We start from the raw sequence: 22,101 nt of genomic DNA on the forward strand, positions 1-22,101 counted from the left end.
CACACTGACTTGACACTGACATGAGCGCGAGCAGCAGTTGCTTGACGAACTGCGCTTGCGCAGCAATCGTCTCGTCCTGGCGTTCCATGTACTTGACGAAAAAGGCGACGATGCCGAGCATGATGGCCGCGCCGACTATAATAAGCAGATGGATGATTCCGTAGGTCAGCAGCGAAAGCGAAAGTACCGAGCAAATCGCGACGGCTGCGATGGTAACGGCGAAATACGCGGCCGCCGTCATCCCGTAGGCGACATATCCGGGAACCTGGTTCAGGAACGTTCTGCGGTTGGAGATGAAATACATGACGACGCCGAAAACCGTCGATTCGGCGATCAGCAGCGCGGCCAGCGAAATCCAGGCGTAACCGGGTCCTGCAAACGGCAACGCGAGGAAGACGACCGCGATCGTCGCGGCGATGGCGAGCGCGTAAATGAAAGCAGCGATTCGTGCATAAGTCCGGTTGTCAGCCATCTTTCTCCTCCTGCTCCGTCAGATTGTTGCCGCATTCCGGGCAAAACTTCTGGTTCGGCTTGACCTCGTGCTGGCAGCGGCCGCATTTGAGCACCGCGCTCGCGCCGCAGCTTGGACAGAACTTCGCGCCCGGCGTCAGGCTTTCGCCGCATTTGGCGCATGCGGGCGCTTTGAGCGTGTGGCCGCATTTGGCGCACTGCTCGGCGCTGCCCGGATTGTCCGCTCCGTAGTTCGGGCAAGGATCGAATTTGTCGCCGCAGTTCGGACAGAACTTGGCGTTCGGCTGCAGCAGATGGCCGCAGTTGCTGCACGGCGTGCCCTTCGGCCCCGCTTCTGAAGCGGCGGCCTGCGGGGACGGGGCGCTCGTCTGACGGCCGCAGCCGGAGCAGAACTTGGCGTCGTGCCGATTCATCGTCCCGCAATTGGGACAGGCGTGAAGCGCTTCGGTTTCCATATGGGGGGTCAGACGCGAAATTTGCCGGCCGAATCCGTCCCCGATCCCGAGTCCGAGCCCCATGCCGAGTCCGGTTCCCAGCAGATCGCCGGATGTCCCCTCGTTTTTCGCCGCTCCTTCCAGCGTATCGAACGTCCGCTCCTGCTGATAGGTATAGCCGAGAATGTCCATTTCCGCTTTCTTCGCGAGCGCTTCCTTGAGCCGTATCGTGGCGGGATCGTTGTCCGGAACGTTGACGGATTCGACATAGAAATGCAGCAGCTTGATGCCGTATTCCGCGAACGTTTCCTTTACGCGGTTGGTCATATGCGCCGACATTTCGCCGATATAAGCGCCCATTTCGAGGAAGCTGACTTTTTTATGTACGGCGTAAGACGAAATCAGTTCGTTGATGTTCATCATCAGCAAGCCGCGGAAATAGCGGACCATGGCGTCCCGGTCGAATGCAGGGAGCGTTCCGACCAGCTTCAGCAGAAATTTGCGCGAGTCTTCGATTTGAATGCCGAATTGCCCGAAGGAGCGCACCGGTACGATAATATGAAATTTCGGGTCCTGGAGCATGAGCGGCGTCGCGGTTCCCCATTTGACATCCAGAACGTTCAGCCGGTTGACGTACCATACTTCCGCGGTGAAAGGCGAATCGCCTCCGAACGGCAAATTGATGACGGATTGAAGGATCGGTATATTTTGCGTGCTTAACGTATGCCTGCCGGCTCCGAATCGGTCGAGCGCCTGCCCGCCTTTGAACAGAATGGCCTCTTGGGACTCGTTTACGATCAGCTGGGTCCAAGTGCCCAGCTCGTGCTCCGGATATTTCCAGGCAAACACATCGGCCGGGCCGTCGTACTTGACGACTCTGATAATCGCCACGGTTCGTACTCCTCCTCATGTTACAGTGCGTGTCATAGGGCTGATACCCATATTTTACTTGATCATGACTGGTGAAGAAACACAGAATTTCATTCATATTCCTGCGAATCCGACTTCTGTACCGGTAAATTCGGCCGATCGAAGAACGGGCGGCGAGTCGTGCTATAATGGTTCGTAATCAAGGCCGAAGAATCAGGAGGAGGGTCATATGTCGGAAGAAAGGAGAGAAGGACGCGTTCGCAGTTTTCCTCCGGTCGTCGACGGGAGGGCGGTTGTGCTCGTGCTCGGCAGCATGCCCGGCCGGGAGTCGCTTCTAAGAAATCAATATTACGGCAATGCGCGCAATTATTTCTGGCCGGTGCTGTACGGCCTGTTCGGGGAAGTGCCGGACGAGGAGTACGATGCCCGGCTTCGTTATGCGCAGGGCAAAGGCGTCGCCCTCTGGGACGTGATCGCTTCCTGCAGGCGGAAAGGCAGTCTCGATGCCAATATCCGGGACGAGCGGCCGAACGACATCACGGGGCTGCTCGCCGCCTATCCGGGCATCCGCTGCCTCGCCTTCAACGGGGCCAAAGCGTACGAGACGTTCCGCAAACATTTCGGTACGGCGTTTGCGAATGAAGGTGGCATCGGCCTGCTCCGGTTGCCTTCGACAAGCCCGATTCCGACGCCGCGCATGCGGACGCTGGAAGACCGGATCGCCGCATGGCGCGCGCTCCTGCCGTATCTTGCCGAGGCCGAATGAGGCCGTACCCGATCGCTGCCCGGCGGCCGCCCGGATGCTAGAGGTTGCGGCTGCTGTGAATCCGCCGGAACATGACCGGCGTGACGCCTTCCTGCTGTTTGAACAGCTTGATGAAATAGCTCGGATGGTCGTATCCGACGCGGGCCGCGACGGTCTGCACTTCCAGATCCGGTTCGTTCAGCAGCAGCTCCTTGGCTTTGCGGATCCGGACGCGCGTCAGAAATTCGATCGGGCGCAGGCCGAGCGCCTGCTGAAACAGGAAGCATACATGCTGCGGCGTAAAGCCGACCAGCCGCGCCAGCTCGTCGAGCGGTATCGTGCGGGCGTAATGCTTCTCCATATGTTCGAGCGCCGGGGCAATCGCGTCCAGATGATGCTTGCGGGATCGCAGCTCGGTGCGCGAACCGTACCGGTGCAGATCGAGCAGCAGCCGGTATAGTGCGGCCGAAGCTTCCAGCGCCGCGGCCGGCTGATACGAGCCGAGCAATGACGTAATTTCCATCATCGTCTTCAGCGTCGCGTCGGGATTGCTGATGAACAGCACGTCGGAACGGTCATAGCCGAGATCGCGCAGCATCTCCGCGGCGCGCGGACCGTCGAAGCCGATCCAGTGCACGCCCCATGGCGCCTCGAGCGGTTCGTATTCATGGGCTTCGTTCGCCATCAGCAGCATGCCCTGACCCGGACCGACGATCAGCTCGCGCCCGTCCGTTCGCAGGACGCCTTTGCCGCTGACCGCCTGCAGCCACTGATAGGACGGAAACCCGTCGGGCCGCACGATCGATTCCTGGTTGGTCCAGTAACCGGCAGTCGTCACACAAAGCGGCAGCCTCCGTTCGTTGTCGGTTAGTACGGGAAATATGTTGACAGCCATAGCGGTTCCCCTTCTTTCTTGCCAGCCGTTCTCTGGATTCGTGTCAGTGAAAATCGTATTATGGTCTGCTCCAATTGCGCAATAATTCAATTGTTGAAAATAGCTTCCGGATTTTCAAATTGTGATACTTCGTTTTCATCTTTAGCCATTAAAGCATGAATCGGCGCTTTCGTTCAAGCCGCGGAAGAAATGGTCGGACAATTGAATTGAAATCGCTTACGCAGCTCTTTATAATGATGAGGATACATCGTCGTACATTTATCGTCGTACCGTTTTTTCGTCGTGCAGGTCGTAGGGTTTAAGGTCGTACAGTTTAAGGTCGCACAGTTAAATTGAAGGGAGCGAATGGCATGTTTAACGGTTTGGGGATGCATCTCGGCAATTTGTCACGGCTGTCGCGCGCGAAGACGCGCTCGATCAGCGCCGAAAATTTCACCGGCGAGAAGGGGAAAGCCGGCATGGCTTCCGAAGGCACGGGAGCAAGCTGCGCCCGCGATCTCGGCATCGGGTGGAAAGTGTCGCCTTCGGTGCAGATCGGTCCGGGTGAAGTGTTCACGCTTGCCGACATCCGGGAAGGGGGCGCGATTCAACATATTTGGCTGACGACTCATCCCGCTAACTGGCGGTCGCTTATTCTGCGCGCTTATTGGGACGACGAGGATGCGCCCTCGATCGAAACGCCGCTCGGGGATTTCTTCTGCCAGGGCTGGTGCGAGCGAAGCAACGTCTCTTCGCTGCCGGTTGCGGTCAATCCGGCCGGAGGGTTCAACAGCTATTGGGAAATGCCGTTTCGCCGGTCCGCGCGCTTGACGATCGAAAATCTTGGCGACGAGTCCGCCGTGGTTTATTACCAAATTACATACGCGCTTACGGACGTGCCGGACGATGCCGCCTATTTTCATGCCCAATGGCGGCGCAGCAATCCCCTTCCTTATAAAGAAGTCCATACGCTGCTGGACGGCGTCCGGGGTCAAGGGCATTATGTGGGCACCTACTTGGCTTGGGGCGTCAACAACAACGGCTGGTGGGGAGAAGGGGAAATCAAATTTTACATCGACGGGGATGACGAGTTTCCGACGATCTGCGGCACCGGCACCGAGGATTATTTCGGCGGCGCATGGAATTTCGAGCATCCCCAGGGCCAATACGGCGTCTATTCCACAGCATTTCTCGGATTGCCGCAGGTGATCAAGCCGGACGGATTATACCGGAGCCAGCAGCGGTTCGGCATGTACCGCTGGCATATTATGGACCCTATCCGGTTCGAGGAGGATCTTAAAGTGACGATTCAGGCGCTCGGATGGCGGAAGGGCGGACGATATTTGCCTCTGCAGGACGATATCGCCTCTGTGGCGTTCTGGTATCAGACGGAGCCGCACACTCCCCACCCGAAGCTGCCGGACCGCGACGGACTGGAAGTCATCTAAGCTGCGCGCTCCAGCTGCGTGTTCCGGCATGATGCCCGATGCGCACCGCATTGAAATCGCAAGCGTTCCTGTATATAGTAGTAACAAGAGAATGAGACTGGAGATATCGGCATGAAAGACAGGCAGAACGTGTTCGTTACCGTGGAGAGCGTGCAGGATGGGGAGCGTACGGTTCGGAAGTACAAGGGAGAGCTGTTTCGCAAGGAGGCGTCGGTCTATATCCGCTACGCGGAGACCGACGATCTGAACGGGCAGGTGCGGACGGTCATCCGGTTGAAAGGCGGAGAGCTGAGCGTGACGCGCAGAGGCGGCGTGGAATCGGAGCAATATTTCGCCGCCGGCGCCGTACGGGCCGGCCGTTACCGTTCCGCCCACCTGTCGTTTCCGCTGGAAACGAAAACGACCGCGCTTTCCATGTCGGAGAAGGCGCCAGGCGAGCTGCCGATGACGCTGACATGGTCTTACGAGCTGCGGGCCGACGGCCGGCATGTCGGCCGATTTCGGCTTCGTCTCGATATACAGGAGGAATGAAAGCGAATGAATGCGAATGTGCTCGAGCAGGTATATGAAAAAGTGAAAGAGGCTATAGCCGAAGCCGCGATAGCCGCCGGACTCGTTTCGGCCGACCAATTGCCGGCGTTCGTGCTGGAGGTTCCGAAGGACAAGGCGCACGGCGATTTGGCGACCAACGCCGCGATGCAGTTGACGAAGATCGCCCGTCGCAATCCGCGGCAAATCGCCGAGGCCATCATCGCGCACCTGGATCTGCAGAAAGCCTCGATCCGGTCCGCCGAAGTCGCCGGTCCGGGCTTCATTAATTTCCGGATGGACAAGAGCTATCTCTATCCGGTCGTCAAGGATGTGCTGACCGCCGGAGACGATTACGGCCGAGTCGGCATCGGCGGCGGCGAGCGCGTGCAGGTTGAATTCGTCAGCGCGAATCCGACGGGAAGCCTGCATCTTGGCCATGCCAGAGGAGCGGCCGTCGGGGATGCGCTGTGCAACATCCTCGATTTTGCCGGCTTCGACGTGACGCGCGAATATTATATCAATGATGCGGGCAAGCAGGTCGAGAATCTGGCGCTGTCCATCGAGGCGCGCTACCTTCAGGCGCTCGGACGGGATGCGGAGCTGCCGGAGGACGGCTATTACGGCGAAGATATTATCGGTTTCGCCCGGGAACTGGCCGAAAAAGAAGGAGACCGGCTGTTGTCGCTGCCGGATCGGGAGCGGCTCGCGTTTTTCCGGAAGTACGGCCTGGAACGCGAGCTGGACAAAATCAAGCGCGACCTGGAACGCTTCCGCGTCTCCTTCGACGTCTGGTTCAGCGAGACGTCGCTGTACGAAAGCGGCAAGGTGGAAGAGGCGCTGGAGGCGTTGAAGGCGAAGGGACAAGTATTCGAAGAAGACGGCGCCGTATGGCTGTCGACGGTGCCGTACGGCGACGACAAAAACCGCGTGCTCGTCAAAAACGACGGTTCCTATACGTATTTGACGCCGGATATTGCCTACCACCGCGACAAGTTCGCCCGGGGCTTCGACCGGATGATCAATATATGGGGCGCCGACCACCATGGTTACATTCCGCGTGTGAAAGCCGCCATGGAGGCGCTCGGCAACGATCCGGACAAGCTCGTCGTGTTGATTGCCCAGATGGTCAGCCTGTATCAGAACGGTGAGAAAGTGAAGATGTCCAAGCGGACGGGCAAGGCGGTCACGATGGAAGACTTGATGGACGAAGTCGGCGTCGACGCCATGCGTTATTTCTTCACGATGCGCAGCATGGACTCGCATCTCGATTTCGATATGGATCTGGCGATATCCGCTTCCAACGAAAACCCGGTTTACTATGTGCAATACGCGCACGCGCGGATTTGCAGCATTTTCCGTCAGGCTGCGGAACAGGGCATCGAACTGCAGGAGATCGATGCGATCGACCTCTCCCGTCTGACGGCGGAGCACGAATTTGACCTGCTGCGCAAGCTTGGCGAGCTGCCGCAGGAAGTCGCGGAAGCCGCGCAGCAATACGCGCCCCACCGGTTGATCCGGTATGTGTACGAGCTGGCCGCCCAGCTTCACAGTTACTACAAGGCCGAGCGCGTCATTACCGAAGACGCCGCCCAGACTCAGGCGCGGCTCGCGTTGCTGGCGGCCGTCCGCACCGTTATCGCCAACGTCCTCCGGCTCGTGGGCGTTTCGGCGCCGGAACGTATGTAGGAAGCAGGCCGAGGCAATGGAGCGTGCGGCTTGCATCGATGCCGAGCCTCTGTCGGCATCGCGCTCGGCCGCATGGCAAGGCCGTGGTTCGCTAACGTTTGCGATCCACGGCCTGAAGCATGCGCATAACATCCAGCTCCCCGGCGTTCCGGGGGACTATTCGGCCTCTGAGCGGCTGCATCGACCGGCGGAGCACCGCTTTGATTTCCGCGGGCGACAGGCCTGGCCGGTAGGCGAGCAGCAGCGCAATCGCTCCGCTGACATGCGATGTCGCCATCGATGTGCCGCTCATTTGATGATACCTGCCTCCCATCCATGCCGATACGATTCGATCGCCCGGCGCGTAAATATCGACAAATGTTCCGCGATTGCTGAACGGGGCGATGCGGCGAAAGCGCGTCGTTGCGCTGACGGAGATCGTCTGGGCATAGCGCGCCGGATAGTCGATTGTCCGCCGCTTGCTGTCGTTGCCGGAAGAAGCGACGACGACGATACCCGCATGATGCGCCGAGAGAACCGCGTTGAGCAGCGACTTGCTGCGGGTTTTCATCCCGAAGCTCATGTTGATAATATCCATCTTGTTGCGGACGCACCAGTCGATGCCGAGGATAATATCGGAGACATAGGCGCTGCCATTGTGGTCGAACGCCTTCACCGGATAGATCGAAGCGCGCGGCGCGACGCCGATCATGCCGTGCGGCTGGTTGGCCGCGGCGATCGTGCCGGCGATATGGGTGCCGTGGCCGTTATCGTCGTGGGGCAGCATGCTCCGGTTCAGCAAATTGATGCCCCTCGCGATCGATTGACGCAGATCCGGGTGGCTGAAATCGATGCCGGTGTCGATGACGCCTACTTTGACCCGGTATCCTGTCGTCATGCTCCAGGCTTGAGGGGCTTTAATTTGTTGGACGCCCCAGGGAATGCCTTTGTCCGACACGGATGCGACCGGTTTCTGGGATACAGCGTGCAAGTCAATCCGGCAGTCTTCCTCGATCCAGATTCGTTCCGCGAAACGGGGCAAAGCGGCTTCCATCGGAAGCGGACAGGAGATAGCCTGGATAATAGGCATTTGCTGGACATCGTTCAAAGGAGGCAGGGACTGCTTCATTTCCGACCATTTCCGTATAAATCTGCGATAATCGGCTCTGCTTTGAAAACGAATAATTCGTTTGTTCGCACTGGCGATCTTGCTAGCCATCGTGTCGTTCAACCAACGGAGAAATGCGGTAGTGTCCAATTTTGGCGTCCCTCCCGACGGACGATGCTGGACTATTGTATGAACGGGTGCCACGGCCCGTATAAGCCACAGGCCTTTTTTCGCATAAATAGGCTTGATACCGTGTCATTTCCCCTTAAGGGACATAGTATAAAGGGAGAGACCGCACAAGTCTCTTGCCACCTATTGCCGATTACCTGCAAAGAGTCGGCGGACGTGGCGGATACAGTCTAAGCGAAGGGCATTTTGTCCTTCGCTTTTGTTTCGGTCAAGCGTCGGCCTGGCGCTTGCATTTTTGAAAAAAATAGGTTTTACTATAGGATGACATGGATAGACAGTATAGTAAGCAGATACGGTAGCGAGAGGAAGTGTCCATATATGAGCAGCGAGTTCACGCTGAAACTCGACCCGGAACGCGTCAGGGAAATGCCGATGGTCGATCTGGCGTTCGAAGTTTTGAAGGCGGCCAATACGCCGTTTTACTACCGGGACCTCATTACGGAAATTGCCAAAATCCGGGGACTGTCCGACGAAGAGCTCGATCAAGTCATCGCACAGATATATACGGAAATTAATATTGACGGCCGTTTCGCTTGCGTAGGGGGCAACACTTGGGGATTAAAGCGCTGGTATCCGGTTGAGCGCTCCGAAGATTCGGTGACGAACGCAAAACGTCCGCGGATCATTAACGACGACGACGATCTGGACGACGAGGACTTGTACACGGACGAGGAAGTTGACAGCTATGCCGGCGATGACGACGGCTTCGACATCTTCGACGACGATACCGAGGATCTGTTTGACGAGGCCGACGAAGACGTTGATGTGGACGACGATGTCGTCGTCGATGACGAAGAGCTCGAAGACGAAGCCTTGGTCGACGAGTTTGAAAATGAAGTGGATGAAGAGGAAGAAGTGGAAGAAGACTTCGAACCGGACGACGAGAGCGTTGAGGACGATCGTTAACGCATCGGGCCGGCACATGCTCGCAACACGGCAGACGCCTTCATTTCCGCGGAAAACGGGGGCGTCTGCCGTTCACCTTTAATCCGGGACGGCGTCGTTTCGGCCGTTTCGGAAAGCCGCAACGGCTTGCTTGACAGGCTACCGTTCAGAGTATAAACTATTGCATGGGCTTCTGATTCGATAACATTTTGGGATAGATATAAAAGCATGGAAAGTGCCCCGTGGACACGGGTGTCACTTTTTTTGTTTTTTTCGGGAAGTAGTCATCCGTTTTGCGGGCAATCTAACATTAATTCATGAGGCATGGAGGGTATCATCAAGTGACGAAGTACATTTTTGTAACCGGCGGCGTCGTATCTTCGCTAGGCAAAGGAATTACGGCGGCATCGCTCGGAAGACTGTTGAAAAACAGGGGTCTGAAGGTGACGATCCAAAAATTCGACCCGTACATTAACGTTGACCCCGGCACGATGAGCCCTTATCAGCACGGAGAGGTATTCGTTACCGACGACGGAGCCGAAACGGATCTGGACCTTGGCCACTACGAACGTTTCATCGACATAAATTTGTCCAAAAACAGCAACGTGACGACTGGCAAAATTTATTCGACCGTGATTTCCAAAGAGCGGCGCGGTGAATACCTTGGCGGCACGGTTCAGGTCATTCCGCATATTACGAACGAAATCAAGGATCGCGTATTCCGCGCCGGCAGAGAAGCCGGTTCCGACGTCGTCATTACGGAAATCGGCGGTACGGTCGGCGACATCGAAAGCTTGCCGTTTCTGGAGGCGATCCGGCAGATCAAGAGCGATATCGGGAGAGACAACGTGATGTATATTCATGTTACGCTCATCCCGTACATCAAGGCTGCCGGCGAGGTGAAGACGAAGCCGACGCAGCACAGCGTCAAGGAGCTCCGCAGCATCGGCATTCAGCCGAACGTGATCGTATGCCGGACGGAATATCCGCTTGCCGATGATTTGAAGCGGAAAATCGCCCAGTTCTGCGACGTCGACGCCAATGCGGTAGTGGAATGCCGCGACGCCTCGACGCTGTACGAAGTACCGCTTATGCTTCGCGAGCAGGGGCTTGACGATATCGTCGTCCAGCATCTGAAGCTGTCCGCGACGGAGCCGGATATGACCGAATGGCGGAAGCTCGTTGAACGGGTGAAAAATCTGGCGAAGTCGGTGGAAATCGCCATCGTCGGCAAATATGTCGCGCTGCATGACGCCTATCTGAGCATTGTGGAAGCGCTCGGCCACGCCGGAATCGACGCCGACTCGGAAGTGCGGATTCGCTGGGTCAACGCCGAGGAGCTGACGCCGGACAATGTGGCGGACGAGCTTCGGGGCGTACACGGCATTCTCGTTCCCGGCGGGTTCGGGGATCGCGGCATCGAGGGCAAAATTATCGCGATCCGTTATGCGCGCGAGCAGGGCGTTCCTTTCTTCGGCATTTGTCTCGGCATGCAGGTGGCGGTCATCGAATATGCGCGCAACGTTCTCGGGCTCGAAGGGGCGAACAGCTCCGAAATCGATCCTTCGACCGTTCATCCGGTGATCGACTTGCTGCCGGAGCAGAAGGACATCGAGGATTTGGGCGGAACGATGCGGCTTGGCCTTTATCCTTGCAAGCTGGCCGACGGATCGCTCGGCATGCGCGAATACAACGACGAGCTGGTCTACGAACGGCACCGGCATCGGTACGAGTTCAACAACGAGTACCGCGATCGCATCGAAGCGGCGGGACTTCGGATTTCGGGAACGTCTCCGGACGGGCGGCTGGTCGAAATGGTGGAGCTTCCGGACCATCCGTGGTTTTTGGCCGTGCAGTTCCATCCGGAATTTACGTCCCGGCCGAACCGGCCGCAGCCGCTGTTCCGCGGCTTCGTTCGCGCGGCTTTGCATTACGCCAACTGACACTTCTGCATTTTTATTCCTCTGTTAGCAGGATTCCTGCAATTTCGACGCGAATAACTTAGATATCCTAATGTATATGGAAAAGATGGCCAAATTTTTTGACGCGTCGCAACCAAGCGGGGAGGTAATGCAGTTGGAGAAGAAGAAAGTGTTGATTGTCGATGACCAGAACGGCATCCGCGTCCTGCTGATGGAAGTGTTTAGCAGCGAAGGATACGTCACTTTTCAAGCGCCCAACGGCAAGCTGGCCCTGGAATTTGTAAGGCAGGAGTCGCCTGACCTTGTGCTGCTCGACATGAAAATTCCAGGCATGGACGGACTCGAAATTTTGAAGCATATCAAGTCGATCGACCGCGACATTAAGGTGATTATGATGACGGCGTACGGGGAACTCGATATGATCAAGGAAGCGACGGACCATGGCGCGCTCATGCATTTCACCAAGCCGTTCGATATTGATGAAATGAGGATGGCGGTCAACATGCAGCTACGCGGCGGCGAACCGAAAAATCGTTATGCAGTCGGATCCTGACATTGGTTCAGGATCTTTTTTTGTACTCGGACGGTATGCAGAAAGAGGCATTACCATTAGCTGTCCTGATATGGTATAATAACGCAGTATGACAAGTCGGAACGGGCTTGAGATTTTAAGACGGTCATTTTAGGGAGGATATGAAACAATGCCACTTGTCTCGATGAATGAGTTTTTGCCGAAAGCAAAAGCAAACAAATTTGCGGTCGGTCAGTTTAACATGAACAATCTGGAGTTCGCACAGGCGATCACCGAAGCGGCTATTGCCGAAAAATCGCCCTTCATCTTCGGGGTTAGCGAAGGCGCCCTGAAATATATGGGTATCGAATATACGGTGGCGATTGCGGAAGCGGCAGCCCGCAAGTCCGGATTGCCGATCGCGCTTCACCTTGACCACGGCAGCAGCTTCGAGGTCGCTATGCAATGTATCCGCGCCGGCTTTTCCTCGGTTATGTTCGACGGCTCCCACTATTCGCTGGAGGAAAATATCCGCCTGACCAAGGAAGTCGTCCGGGCCGCTCATGCCATGGGCGTATCGGTCGAAGGGGAACTCGGCACGATCGGCGGCGTCGAGGACGACATCAGCGTGGACGAAGAGCATGCCGCGCTTGCGAAGCCGGAAGAGGCGATCCGCTTCTATGAGGAGACGGGCGTTGACGCATTGGCTATCGCTGTCGGCACCGCTCACGGCATGTACAAGGGCGAGCCGAAAATTCATTATGACATCATCCAGAAAGTGGCTGACGCGATTCCGGTGCCGATCGTGCTCCATGGCGGTTCCGGCGTACCGGACGAAGCGATCCGTCAATCGATCCAGGCCGGCGTAGGCAAAATCAACGTCAATACCGAGAATCAGGTAGCCTGCACCAACGCGATCCGTGAAGTATTGAGCGGCGACAGCAAAGTATACGATCCGCGCAAATATTTGGCCCCTGCCCGCAATGCGATGATCGAAGTCGTAAGGGAAAAGATCCGTCTGTTCGGCAGCAGCAATCAAGCGTAACTCGACCTCATATATCCGGAAACGACCGCCCCGATATGGCGAGGCGGTTTTTTTCACACCAATGCGGAAGACCGCATCATCAACCGTTCCTGTCGGCAACATAAAGCCCGTTCTGGACATTCGGATCCCGGCCTCTCATCCCGGAAAGGCCTGAATTCGATGGCTTCTGCAATGCTTGACGCGGCTGCTCGCAAGCGGGCGGCCTGCGGATAAGCATTTCTCACCTTTGCTCTCTTCCAATGGAGGATTGGGAAACGTTATGGAGAAATTATTGATTCGCGGCGGTCGCCCGCTGCGGGGAACCGTTGCGATCAGCGGTGCCAAAAACAGTGCAGTCGCGCTGCTGCCTGCGTCCATTCTTGCCGAATCGGAAGTTGTGCTGGACAATTTGCCTCATCTGAGCGATGTGGCCGTATACTGCGAATTGCTTGAGGAGCTTGGAGCAAGCGTGCAATGGACCGGGGATACGATCCGGATTGATCCGTCCGCGCTTCGTTCGAAACCGATGCCGAACGGCAAAGTGAAGCTTCTGCGCGCTTCCTATTACTTGATGGGAGCGTTGCTGGGCAGATTCGGCGAAGCGACGATCGGTCTTCCCGGAGGATGCAACTTCGAGCCCCGTCCTATCGATCAGCATATCAAAGGTTTCGAAGCGCTTGGCGCCACCGTCCGCAACGATCACGGCTCGGTACACATTTCGGCGAAAAAGCTGAAGGGCGCGAAGATTTATCTGGACGTGGCAAGCGTTGGAGCGACCATTAACATTATGCTGGCGGCTTCCCGTGCCGAAGGTGCGACAATTATCGAGAACGCGGCCAAAGAGCCTGAAATCATAGATGTAGCGACACTTTTGAACGCCATGGGCGTCAAAATCAAAGGCGCCGGTACCGAAACGATTCGCATTGAAGGTGTCGAAAGCCTGCATGGCTGCCGTCATTCCATCATTCCCGACCGCATACAGGCAGGTACGTATATGATTGCCGCCGCCGCCACGGGCGGAGACGTTCTAATCGATAATATTATTCCGAAGCATCTGGAAGCCGTGACGGCCAAGCTGCGCGAGATGGGCGTGAACGTCGAAGAGTTTGACGAGTCGATCCGCATTGTCGGCGCTCCGGAATATTCGGCGGTCGACGTCAAGGCGCTGGCTTATCCGGGATTTGCGACCGATCTTCAGTCGCCGATGACGAGCCTGCTTACGCAAGCGAAAGGCGTCAGCCTGCTGAGCGACTATGTTTACAGCAACCGCTTCAAGCATGTGCCGGAGCTGATGCGGATGGGCGCCAACATACGCGTCGAAGGAAGAACAGCCATCATCGAAGGCGGCCGGCTGAACGCCGCCAAAGTGCGCGCTGCCGATTTGCGCGCGGGCGCCTCGCTTGTCGTTGCCGGGCTTGCGGTCGAAGATGGTGTAACCGAGGTTTCCGGTGTAGAGTTTATCGATCGGGGTTACGACAATCTGGTAGATAACCTTCGTCTTCTTGGCGCGGAGGTTTGGCGGGATTCGGATTAAACCGGCAGGGTGCCGGTTATAGGCGGCGCCCTTTCCGGCAAAGCTTGATAGAAATAAAAAAATTGAATAAAGTGGTGAGCGTATTGAGTGATCTTCAGATCGCCGATTTGGAAGAAATGAAGCTAACAGAGCTTTACAAGCTAGCAAAACAGTTTCAAATTCCGTATTATGGCCAACTGAAAAAGAAAGAATTGATTTTCGCCATCTTGCGTGCGCAAGCCGAAAAGAGCGGCCTTATGTTTATGCAGGGCGTGCTGGAAATTTTGCCGGAAGGCTTCGGATTTTTGCGTCCGATCAATTATTTGCCGAGTTCGGAAGACATTTATATTTCCGCTTCCCAGATTCGAAAATTTGATTTGCGGAACGGCGACCTTGTGTCAGGAAAGTGCAGGCCGCCCAAGGAAAACGAGCGCTATTTCGGATTGCTCCAGGTCAACGCCGTCAATGGCGAGAATCCCGACCATGCGTCGGAACGTCTTCATTTTCCCGCGCTTACTCCCCTGTACCCGGAAAAAAAGCTGGTTCTTGAAACGTCTCCACACAAACTTTCCACGCGCATCATGGATTTGCTCGCTCCTGTCGGTCTTGGTCAGCGGGGATTGATTGTGGCGCCCCCGAAAGCGGGCAAGACGCTGCTGCTCAAGGAGATCGCCAACAGCATTTCGGAGAATTATCCGGAAATCGAACTGTTCGTGCTGCTGATCGACGAGCGGCCGGAGGAAGTGACCGATATGCAGCGGTCTGTCAAAGGAGAAGTGGTCGCTTCCACATTCGATGAGGTGCCGGAGCATCATATTAAAGTGGCGGAGCTTGTGCTGGAGCGGGCGCTGCGGCTTGTGGAGCACAAGAAGGATGTCGTTATTTTGCTCGACAGCATTACGCGCCTGGCGCGGGCGTATAATCTGGTCGTTCCGCCGTCGGGGCGGACGCTTAGCGGCGGTATCGATCCGGCCGCTTTCCATCGTCCGAAACGGTTCTTCGGATCGGCGCGCAATGTGGAAGAGGGCGGCAGCCTGACGATTCTCGCTACGGCGCTTGTTGAAACCGGCTCGCGGATGGACGATATTATTTACGAGGAATTCAAAGGAACCGGCAATATGGAGCTTCATCTGGATCGCCGTCTGGCCGAGCGCCGTATTTTCCCCGCTCTGGACATCCGCCGTTCCGGTACGCGCCGGGAAGAAATGCTGCTGACGAAGGAAGAGCTCGATAAAGTGTGGGCGATTCGCAAAAGCATGAACGATTCTCCGGAATTCGTCGACAATTTCCTGAAGAAGCTTCGCGAAACGAAGACGAACCAGGAGTTTCTCAGCATGCTTGACACTTCGGGCATCGGGGCGCCCGCTTCGGGAAGCTCCGGCGGTATGGCGGGCCGCAGGAATACCCGGACGACGCCTGTCTGAAACAGACCGGCAGGGCGGTTTCAAGAGGGGGAACGCATATGAAGCTCGTCTATGCTGACGAGAAGGGTCAAGTGTTTGACAGCGAAAAGTGGATCGGACTCGGGCGAAGCGGCGACATGATCGTCGAGCTGCTGGAAGACGAGCTTATTCCGCTGCCGGAAGGCGCGACGCTGGTCGGGCTGCCGCATACGCGGCCGATCGGGTTGAATGTCCGGACGGGGCAGATGGAGAAGCTGCCGGAGAATATGCAAGCGGTAGGAGCGCTGCTCCCGCAAGGCTATACTCGCTTGGCGATTCCCGGATATGTCAAAACGGACAAAACGCAAAAGCTGCCGCTGTTCGGCTATACGGCCGTAGTCTGGAAGGACGGGGAATTTTACGTTGCCGCCAGCAAGAGCGACGACCCGCAGCGGTGGAACCCGCTCAATTGCGACCGGCGGGAGCTGCGCGTTCAGGTGGACCGGCTGCTCGCCAAATACCCGGACAACCGCCTTTACCGTCATTTGTCCAATTGCGCGCTCGGTTATGAATGTCTGACGGCGGCCAATACGTTTTTGCAGCGGTGGGAAGGTGCGGTTCCGGTATCGTATTCGTGCAATGCCGGCTGCTTCGGCTGCATTTCCGAGCAGCCGGACGACAGCGGTTTTCCGGCGCCGCAAACGCGCATGAATTTCCGGCCGACCGTCGACGAAGTGGAGCAGATCATGCTGGAGCATCTTCAAACCCCGGACGCGATTATCAGCTTCGGGCAAGGCTGCGAAGGCGAGCCGTCCACGCAGGCGGCGATCATCGTCGAAGCGATGCGCCGCGTTCGCAGCAAGACGTCGAACGGCTACATCAATATCAATACGAACGCGGGCCTGACCGACCATATCCGGGCGATCGTCGATGCCGGCCTCGATCTGATGAGAGTGAGCACCATCAGCGCGATGGACGACCATTATAACGCATATTACAAGCCGCGGGGCTACAGCCTGGCCAATGTGGAACGGTCGCTTCGTTATGCCGCGGACAAAGGCGTTTACACGTCGATCAACTACCTCGTTTTTCCCGGCGTGACCGATCGGGAGGAAGAAATGGAAGCGATGATCGGCTTTGCGCGCCGGACGGGACTTCGGCTGATTCAGATGCGCAATCTGAACATCGATCCCGAGAGCTATCTGGAGCTTATTCCCCCGCCGCAGGGAGAGGTCTACGGCATGAAGCAAATGCTGGACATTTTCCGGGAGGAGCTGCCCGATGTGGTTATCGGTTCCTATACCCGCGTTCCTCCCGTTGCCGGTAAAGTTTAGCGGCCTTGCCGGAGGCATTGCTATTCCGGCATGCGGCGTGATATAATCCGTTTATGTGCGTATTTTAACTCTGGGCTCGCAACGTAGCCCAGGGCGGAAAGAGGTGAACGAGATGAAACCGGATATTCATCCGAACTATCACGTCACGACTGTAACTTGCGCTTGCGGCAACAGCTTCGAGACCGGTTCGATCAAACAGAACCTGCGTGTCGAGATTTGTTCCGTTTGCCACCCGTTCTTTACGGGTAAGCAAAAGTTCACGGACGTAGGCGGCCGTATCGACCGTTTCAAGAAAAAATACGGTATGTAATGGCATCCTGGCTCAATTTAGCAGAATGCGTCAGACCTCCCTTAGCCATCCTATGGATGAAGGGAGGTTTTTTTCATGCCGTTCTATACGGTTGCGAGACGGCGTCTGCTGCGCCGATTCATCATCGTGCTTTCCTTGCCTCTGCTGCTGGCCGGCTGCCAGAACAACGATGCCCGGACCGGTCCGACCGCCAAGTCTTACGGAAACGACGGGCATCTCGGGATGGTTAACAGCAACCCGCTGCTGCCGGGAAGACAGCCGCATTTCGATTATCGCGCGCAAGCTGATTTTGTGAAACAGAAACTGCAAAGCTTAAACGGGATCGAAAGTTCGCGCATTACGTTTCATGGTCCGCATTTGTATGTCACATTGAAACCGAGCAAAGATCTGGATGACGAAGGCGTGCAAGAGTTGGGCAGCAAAGCCCAAGCGATGCTGGAATACAATATGCCGACCTACCGGGTCCACGTCAAAACGGCAAGATAACCGGCTTTGTCATGACCCCGGTTGCTTCTATTTTCAGACAGTTGCGATTTAAGGTGGAATGGGCTATACTTATGTTTGCCGTGCTAGATGGGGAGGTAGCGGTGCCCTGTAACTCGCAATCCGCTGTAGCGAGGTTGAATTCCTGCTTGAGGTTATGCTGATGCGAGGCCTGGTGTTCGTGAACAGTGCTGACAGTCGGGTCCTCCGCAATGGATACTTGTGAACCCGGTCAGGTCCGGAAGGAAGCAGCCGTAAGCAAGCCCATCCATGTGCCGGGGGAGTGCCTGGCTCGAGCTGGAATCGAGAGTGCCGTTCGGGTCGCATGGATCGAGGGCAGGTGCACGGTATACATATTACAAAGGATCAAACCCTCTGCAGAGAGGGTTTTCGATTTTTTTTTTTGCAGTTTTTTTGCAGCTGCTGCTTGCGGACAGGCGGCGGCTTTTTTGCTGGGGCAAAAACCGATTTGGCGGCTTTGAGCCGGCCGGCAATTTTCTCATGCTACCGGTTCGTGTATAATAAGGTAATCGGATGGATAGAAAGGAACGATCGGCGTGTCACATATAGCTTTGTATCGAGCCTGGCGTCCGCAGACGTTCCGGGACATGGTCGGCCAACAGCATATCATCCAGACGCTGCAGAACGCGATTCGCGAAGGGCGGATTTCCCACGCCTATCTGTTCAGCGGGCCGCGGGGAACGGGCAAGACGAGCGCGGCGAAAATTATGGCCAAAGCGGTGAACTGCGAGCACGGTCCGGCAACGGAACCGTGCAACGAATGCGCCGCTTGCCGCGGCATAACGGCCGGCAGTATTATGGATGTCGTCGAGATCGACGCCGCGTCCAACCGGGGCATCGATGAAATTCGCGATATCCGGGACCATGTCCGGTACGCGCCTTCCGAGGTGCGCTACAAAATTTATATTATCGACGAAGTTCATATGCTGACGACCGAAGCGTTCAATGCGCTGCTCAAGACGCTGGAAGAACCGCCTGGCCAGGTCATCTTTATGCTGGCTACGACGGAACCGCACAAGCTGCCGGCGACGATCGTTTCGCGGTGCCAGCGGTTCGACTTCCGGCCGGTGTCGCTGGAAGAACAAACCGAGCGATTGGCGCGCATCTGCCGCGAGGAGGGGATCGAGGCCGAAGCGGACGCGCTCGCTTATATCTCCCGGCTGTCGGAGGGCGGCATGCGGGATGCCATCAGCTTGCTGGAGCAGGTAGCGGCATTCGGCGGCGAGCGTATTACGCTTCGCGACGCCGTCGATGTGACCGGCGGTATCGCGGCCGATCAGTTCGCAAAGCTGGCCGAAGCGGTGCGGGACCGCGATGTCGCAGCGCTGCTCCCGCTTGTGGAAAATTTGATGCAGGCCGGCAAAAGCGCGGAAAAGTGCATGGAAAATCTGATTTATTACTTCCGCGACCTGCTCGTGCTCAAGCTCGCGCCGGAAGCCGGCTCGACGGAACGCGTCGTCGATGCCGGCGCGTTTCGGGCTATGGCCGATTCGTTCTCTTCGGAACGGCTGTTTCGCATGATCGATATATTGAACGGTTACCAGAACGAGATGCGCTTCGCATCCCAGCCGCAAACGCTGTTCGAGGTTGCGCTAATGAAAATATGCACTTTGCCCGAGACGCAAGGCCAGACGGCAGCCTCGCCGCCGGAAGGAAACGATCGGACTTCTGCGGCGTCCGCCGACATCGTTCGCCTCGAGCGGAAGGTGGAGGCGCTGGAGCGCAGGCTGGAAAGCCTGATGCAGCAAGGGCCTGCCGCGGCCGCCGTGCAAGGAGCCTCGAGAGAACCGGCCGCAGGGGCGGATAAAGGCGCGTCGCGAGGCTCGGCCAGAAGCTTCGGACAGCGCGGCGGATTTGGCGGCGCGCTCTCTGGCGCGGGCCGCTCGGCCGTCAAGCTGGAACCGTTCCTGGCGGCTGCCGGCAGCCGGGAAACGGCGCAGGTGCGGGCGAAATGGAACGAGGTGCTTCAGCGGGTCAAGGACGCCAAAATTACGGTCCATGCCTGGCTCGTCGACGGGGAGCCGGTTTCGTCCTCCGGCGATGCCGTTCTTGTCGCATTTAAGAGCGCCATGCACCGGGAAACGACCGAGAAGCCGGCCAACCGGGAATTGATCGAGCGCGTTCTGCTCGAGTCGCTTGGACAGCCGACGAAGCTTTGCACCGTCATGCTGAAGGAATGGCAAGCGGCCATGGACCGCGCGCCGGCGCCCGGCGGTGAGCCGCTGCAGCTTCAGCCGGAAGAGGAAACCGGCGATGCGCCCGGCGCCAAACCGCCGTGGGTCGAAGAAGCGTACAGGTTGTTTGGCGAAGATATGGTAGAATTGAAGGAAGATTAAATTCGATTGGAAGAGGTGGCCACGCATGAATAATATGAACCAGATGATGAAGCAGGTTAAAAAAATGCAGGAGCAAATGCTGAAGGCGCAGGAAGCGCTCGGGAACAAAACGGTTGAAGGAACGGCCGGCGGCGGCGTTGTGACGGTCAGCATGAACGGGCATAAAAAGCTGCTTGGCGTGACCATCAAGCCCGAAGCGGTCGATCCCGATGATGTCGAAATGCTGCAGGATCTTGTGCTTACCGCCGTCAACGATGCGTTGGCCAAAGCGGAAGAGCTGGCTAATCAGGACATGGGCAAATTTACGGGCGGCCTGAAAATTCCCGGCCTGTTCTAAGCCGGCCGAAGAAGGCGGGACGTTCTCGTCCGAAAGGAGCTAGCACCCTTGTATTATCCCGAACCGATCGCCAAATTGATCGACTCGTTCACCCGCTTGCCGGGCATCGGTCCGAAGACCGCCGCCCGGCTCGCTTTTCATGTGTTGCGGATGAAGGAAGACGATGTGATCGATTTTGCCAAGGCGCTCGTCAGCGTCAAACGCAATTTACATTATTGTTCCATATGCTGCAATATTACTGACGTAGACCCCTGCCGCATTTGCCAGGACAAGACGCGCGATCCTTCCGTCATATGCGTCGTGCAGGAATCGAAAGATTTGGTGGCGATGGAACGGACGAAAGAATATCAGGGCCAATATCATGTGCTTCAAGGGGCGATTTCGCCGATGGAGGGTATCGGTCCGGACGAAGTCCGCATCGCCGAGCTGCTCAAGCGGCTGGAGGACGAACGGGTACAGGAGCTGATCCTCGCGACCAACCCCAATATCGAGGGGGAAGCGACGTCCATGTATATCTCCCGTCTCGTCAAGCCGTTCGGAATTCGCGTCACCCGCATCGCTCACGGCCTCCCGGTCGGTGGCGATCTGGAATACGCGGATGAAGTGACGTTGTCCAAGGCGCTGGAAGGCCGGCGGGAGTTGTCCTGACCGGGCGGCGAACGGGGTAATATTTTACTGGACGTCAATCGAGGAGCTTCGATCACCGCCGGAACGTTTTTCGGGGAGTCGAAGCTCTTTTGTTTTGCTCCTCCGCATGGTTCTATTTTGCGTGTCCGGTTCATAAAGATGTAACAGTCGGACAGCTGCGGGACAAGCGGGAGGAGGGGGCCGGATGAGACGTTGGTGGAGGAAAGTTCGGGAACGCGAAACGGCTGGCCAACGGGCGATGGAAGAAGCCGTCTTCGGAAGCAGGTTGCTGGGCGAGATTGAAGAAGCGCACCGGGACTGGGAGAATGCCAACCGGCATTTCGAGTATGCCGTCGGAAAGGATCAAATCGATTATGCCATTTATGCGATGGAGGCGGCGGAGAAACGTTATGAAATGCTGCTGCGCCAAGCGAAGCAGTTCGCCGTCACTCATCCCGTTTGGAGAAAGGGGACGGCCGGATGAGAACGGTATGGATCGCCCTGCTGGCCGTATCCGGACTCGGGCTTGCTGTCATGCTGCTGCGGCATCGCGTTTCGTGGTCGTGGATAAGCCGGTTCGCGCTTCATTTGACCGTGGCGGCGATCGCGCTCTACGCCCTTAACGGCATCGGATTGATACCCGGCATGTATATCCCGCTCAATCCGGCCACGATCGGTACGGTCGTCGTGTTGGGGCTGCCGGGGGTAGCGCTTCTGGCCGGGCTTCAAATGACGGTAATATAGATCGTTGATCATTGATGCCGGCAACCGTTTCGCACACTAATTATGCCCAAACGATGCATACAGCCGGTTCTGCGGCGGCGCCGTCGGCCGGCTGATTTGTTATTTCCATGCAAGGTCCGCATATAGGAAACGGAAGCACGGAAAAAGCAGAAAAAGGCTGTTGACGGGCATAAGCGGTTTATGCTAAATTAGAACACGCGCCCGGACGAGCGCGACGGAGCCGAAAGCAATATGGAAGAAATTAAATGAAAAATAATGCTTGCATTAACGAGCTCCGGTGTGATATATTATAAAAGTCGCCGCTGAAACGGCGGTGAACGAAAGCAGCATTTGTTCT

22 protein-coding genes and 1 other RNA gene are annotated in these 22,101 nt (G+C 56.9%); 19 read left to right on the forward strand and 4 right to left on the reverse strand.

Annotated features, from left to right (window positions below; translation table 11 throughout):
- Both ABEV74_RS15745 and ABEV74_RS15750 read right to left on the reverse strand, forming a co-directional pair.
- The coding region (locus ABEV74_RS15745; protein ID WP_430147357.1) for a hypothetical protein at nt 1-472 on the reverse strand (472 nt) is incomplete at its 3' end.
- Nucleotides 465-1,796 carry an SPFH domain-containing protein gene (locus tag ABEV74_RS15750; protein ID WP_430147359.1) on the reverse strand — a complete coding sequence of 444 codons (1,332 nt, stop codon included), beginning with the start codon at nt 1,794-1,796 and terminating at the stop codon, nt 465-467. The genes ABEV74_RS15750 and ABEV74_RS15745, both read right to left, overlap by 8 nt.
- 208 nt (nt 1,797-2,004) lie before the next feature.
- Here ABEV74_RS15750 and ABEV74_RS15755 point away from each other — a divergent pair, with 208 nt between their 5' ends.
- Nucleotides 2,005-2,541, forward strand: coding sequence for a DNA-deoxyinosine glycosylase (locus ABEV74_RS15755; protein ID WP_430147362.1), 537 nt, complete (start codon nt 2,005-2,007; stop codon nt 2,539-2,541).
- Between the two features lie 37 nt (nt 2,542-2,578).
- On the opposite strand, the gene ABEV74_RS15760 is transcribed toward ABEV74_RS15755, so the two are convergent.
- The gene (locus tag ABEV74_RS15760) at nt 2,579-3,415 is read right to left on the reverse strand and encodes a helix-turn-helix domain-containing protein (RefSeq protein WP_062489485.1); all 837 of its coding nucleotides are present in this window, start codon (nt 3,413-3,415) and stop codon (nt 2,579-2,581) included.
- A gap of 350 nt (nt 3,416-3,765) precedes the next feature.
- On the opposite strand from ABEV74_RS15760, the gene ABEV74_RS15765 reads away from it, so the two are divergent.
- The 3 genes from ABEV74_RS15765 to argS all read left to right on the forward strand — a co-directional run bounded on the left by ABEV74_RS15765 (nt 3,766) and on the right by argS (nt 7,059).
- Complete coding sequence (locus ABEV74_RS15765; RefSeq protein ID WP_062489482.1) at nt 3,766-4,842, forward strand: glycoside hydrolase family 172 protein; 1,077 nt, start codon at nt 3,766-3,768, stop codon at nt 4,840-4,842.
- Between the two features lie 111 nt (nt 4,843-4,953).
- Nucleotides 4,954-5,373, forward strand: a complete 420-nt coding sequence (locus tag ABEV74_RS15770; protein ID WP_062489480.1) for a YwiB family protein — start codon at nt 4,954-4,956, stop codon at nt 5,371-5,373.
- 6 nt (nt 5,374-5,379) lie between these two features.
- Nucleotides 5,380-7,059: an arginine--tRNA ligase gene (gene argS, locus ABEV74_RS15775; RefSeq protein ID WP_062489478.1), complete on the forward strand. Its 1,680-nt coding sequence runs from the start codon at nt 5,380-5,382 to the stop codon at nt 7,057-7,059.
- A gap of 91 nt (nt 7,060-7,150) precedes the next feature.
- Here the strand turns inward: argS and ABEV74_RS15780 are convergent, their stop codons facing one another.
- On the reverse strand, nt 7,151-8,296 hold the full coding sequence (locus ABEV74_RS15780; RefSeq protein WP_430147366.1) for a S8 family peptidase: 1,146 nt from the start codon (nt 8,294-8,296) through the stop codon (nt 7,151-7,153).
- Between the two features lie 357 nt (nt 8,297-8,653).
- On the opposite strand from ABEV74_RS15780, the gene rpoE reads away from it, so the two are divergent.
- From rpoE to ABEV74_RS15855, 15 genes are all read left to right on the forward strand, one after another.
- Nucleotides 8,654-9,241: a DNA-directed RNA polymerase subunit delta gene (gene rpoE / locus ABEV74_RS15785; RefSeq protein ID WP_213529422.1), complete on the forward strand. Its 588-nt coding sequence runs from the start codon at nt 8,654-8,656 to the stop codon at nt 9,239-9,241.
- Nucleotides 9,242-9,561: 320 nt separating this feature from the next.
- Nucleotides 9,562-11,163 carry a CTP synthase gene (gene pyrG, locus ABEV74_RS15790; protein WP_062489471.1) on the forward strand — a complete coding sequence of 534 codons (1,602 nt, stop codon included), beginning with the start codon at nt 9,562-9,564 and terminating at the stop codon, nt 11,161-11,163.
- Between the two features lie 127 nt (nt 11,164-11,290).
- Entirely contained in the window at nt 11,291-11,695 is a 405-nt protein-coding gene (locus tag ABEV74_RS15795; protein ID WP_430147369.1) for a response regulator, read from the forward strand.
- Nucleotides 11,696-11,843: 148 nt separating this feature from the next.
- Complete coding sequence (fba, locus tag ABEV74_RS15800; protein WP_062489468.1) at nt 11,844-12,698, forward strand: class II fructose-1,6-bisphosphate aldolase; 855 nt, start codon at nt 11,844-11,846, stop codon at nt 12,696-12,698.
- A 259-nt stretch (nt 12,699-12,957) separates the two neighbouring features.
- A complete protein-coding gene (murA, locus tag ABEV74_RS15805) occupies nt 12,958-14,211 on the forward strand; it encodes a UDP-N-acetylglucosamine 1-carboxyvinyltransferase (protein ID WP_062489466.1) in 1,254 nt (417 codons plus the stop codon).
- Between the two features lie 83 nt (nt 14,212-14,294).
- Nucleotides 14,295-15,614 (forward strand): transcription termination factor Rho, encoded by a 1,320-nt coding sequence (gene rho / locus ABEV74_RS15810; protein ID WP_430147373.1) that lies wholly within the window; start codon nt 14,295-14,297, stop codon nt 15,612-15,614.
- 38 nt (nt 15,615-15,652) lie between these two features.
- Nucleotides 15,653-16,906, forward strand: a complete 1,254-nt coding sequence (locus tag ABEV74_RS15815; RefSeq protein WP_430147375.1) for a radical SAM family protein — start codon at nt 15,653-15,655, stop codon at nt 16,904-16,906.
- A gap of 112 nt (nt 16,907-17,018) precedes the next feature.
- Nucleotides 17,019-17,216, forward strand: coding sequence for a 50S ribosomal protein L31 (rpmE, locus tag ABEV74_RS15820; protein ID WP_062489462.1), 198 nt, complete (start codon nt 17,019-17,021; stop codon nt 17,214-17,216).
- Nucleotides 17,217-17,291: 75 nt separating this feature from the next.
- On the forward strand, nt 17,292-17,702 hold the full coding sequence (locus tag ABEV74_RS15825) for a hypothetical protein (RefSeq protein ID WP_430147378.1): 411 nt from the start codon (nt 17,292-17,294) through the stop codon (nt 17,700-17,702).
- Nucleotides 17,703-17,780: 78 nt separating this feature from the next.
- Nucleotides 17,781-18,047, forward strand: an RNA gene (gene ffs, locus ABEV74_RS15830) — signal recognition particle sRNA large type.
- 209 nt (nt 18,048-18,256) lie between these two features.
- A complete protein-coding gene (dnaX, locus tag ABEV74_RS15835) occupies nt 18,257-20,056 on the forward strand; it encodes a DNA polymerase III subunit gamma/tau (RefSeq protein ID WP_430147380.1) in 1,800 nt (599 codons plus the stop codon).
- A 25-nt stretch (nt 20,057-20,081) separates the two neighbouring features.
- Complete coding sequence (locus ABEV74_RS15840; RefSeq protein WP_062489456.1) at nt 20,082-20,393, forward strand: YbaB/EbfC family nucleoid-associated protein; 312 nt, start codon at nt 20,082-20,084, stop codon at nt 20,391-20,393.
- 48 nt (nt 20,394-20,441) lie between these two features.
- On the forward strand, nt 20,442-21,041 hold the full coding sequence (gene recR / locus ABEV74_RS15845; RefSeq protein ID WP_062489454.1) for a recombination mediator RecR: 600 nt from the start codon (nt 20,442-20,444) through the stop codon (nt 21,039-21,041).
- Between the two features lie 184 nt (nt 21,042-21,225).
- Nucleotides 21,226-21,504 (forward strand): YaaL family protein, encoded by a 279-nt coding sequence (locus ABEV74_RS15850; protein WP_062489452.1) that lies wholly within the window; start codon nt 21,226-21,228, stop codon nt 21,502-21,504.
- Nucleotides 21,501-21,764, forward strand: a complete 264-nt coding sequence (locus ABEV74_RS15855; RefSeq protein WP_062489451.1) for a pro-sigmaK processing inhibitor BofA family protein — start codon at nt 21,501-21,503, stop codon at nt 21,762-21,764. Before ABEV74_RS15850 ends, ABEV74_RS15855 begins: the two co-directional genes overlap by 4 nt.
- Nucleotides 21,765-22,101: the final 337 nt, after the last annotated feature.

Source organism: Paenibacillus cisolokensis (assembly GCF_050481165.1).
GTDB classification, from domain to species: Bacteria; Bacillota; Bacilli; order Paenibacillales; family Paenibacillaceae; genus Paenibacillus_AH; species Paenibacillus_AH cisolokensis.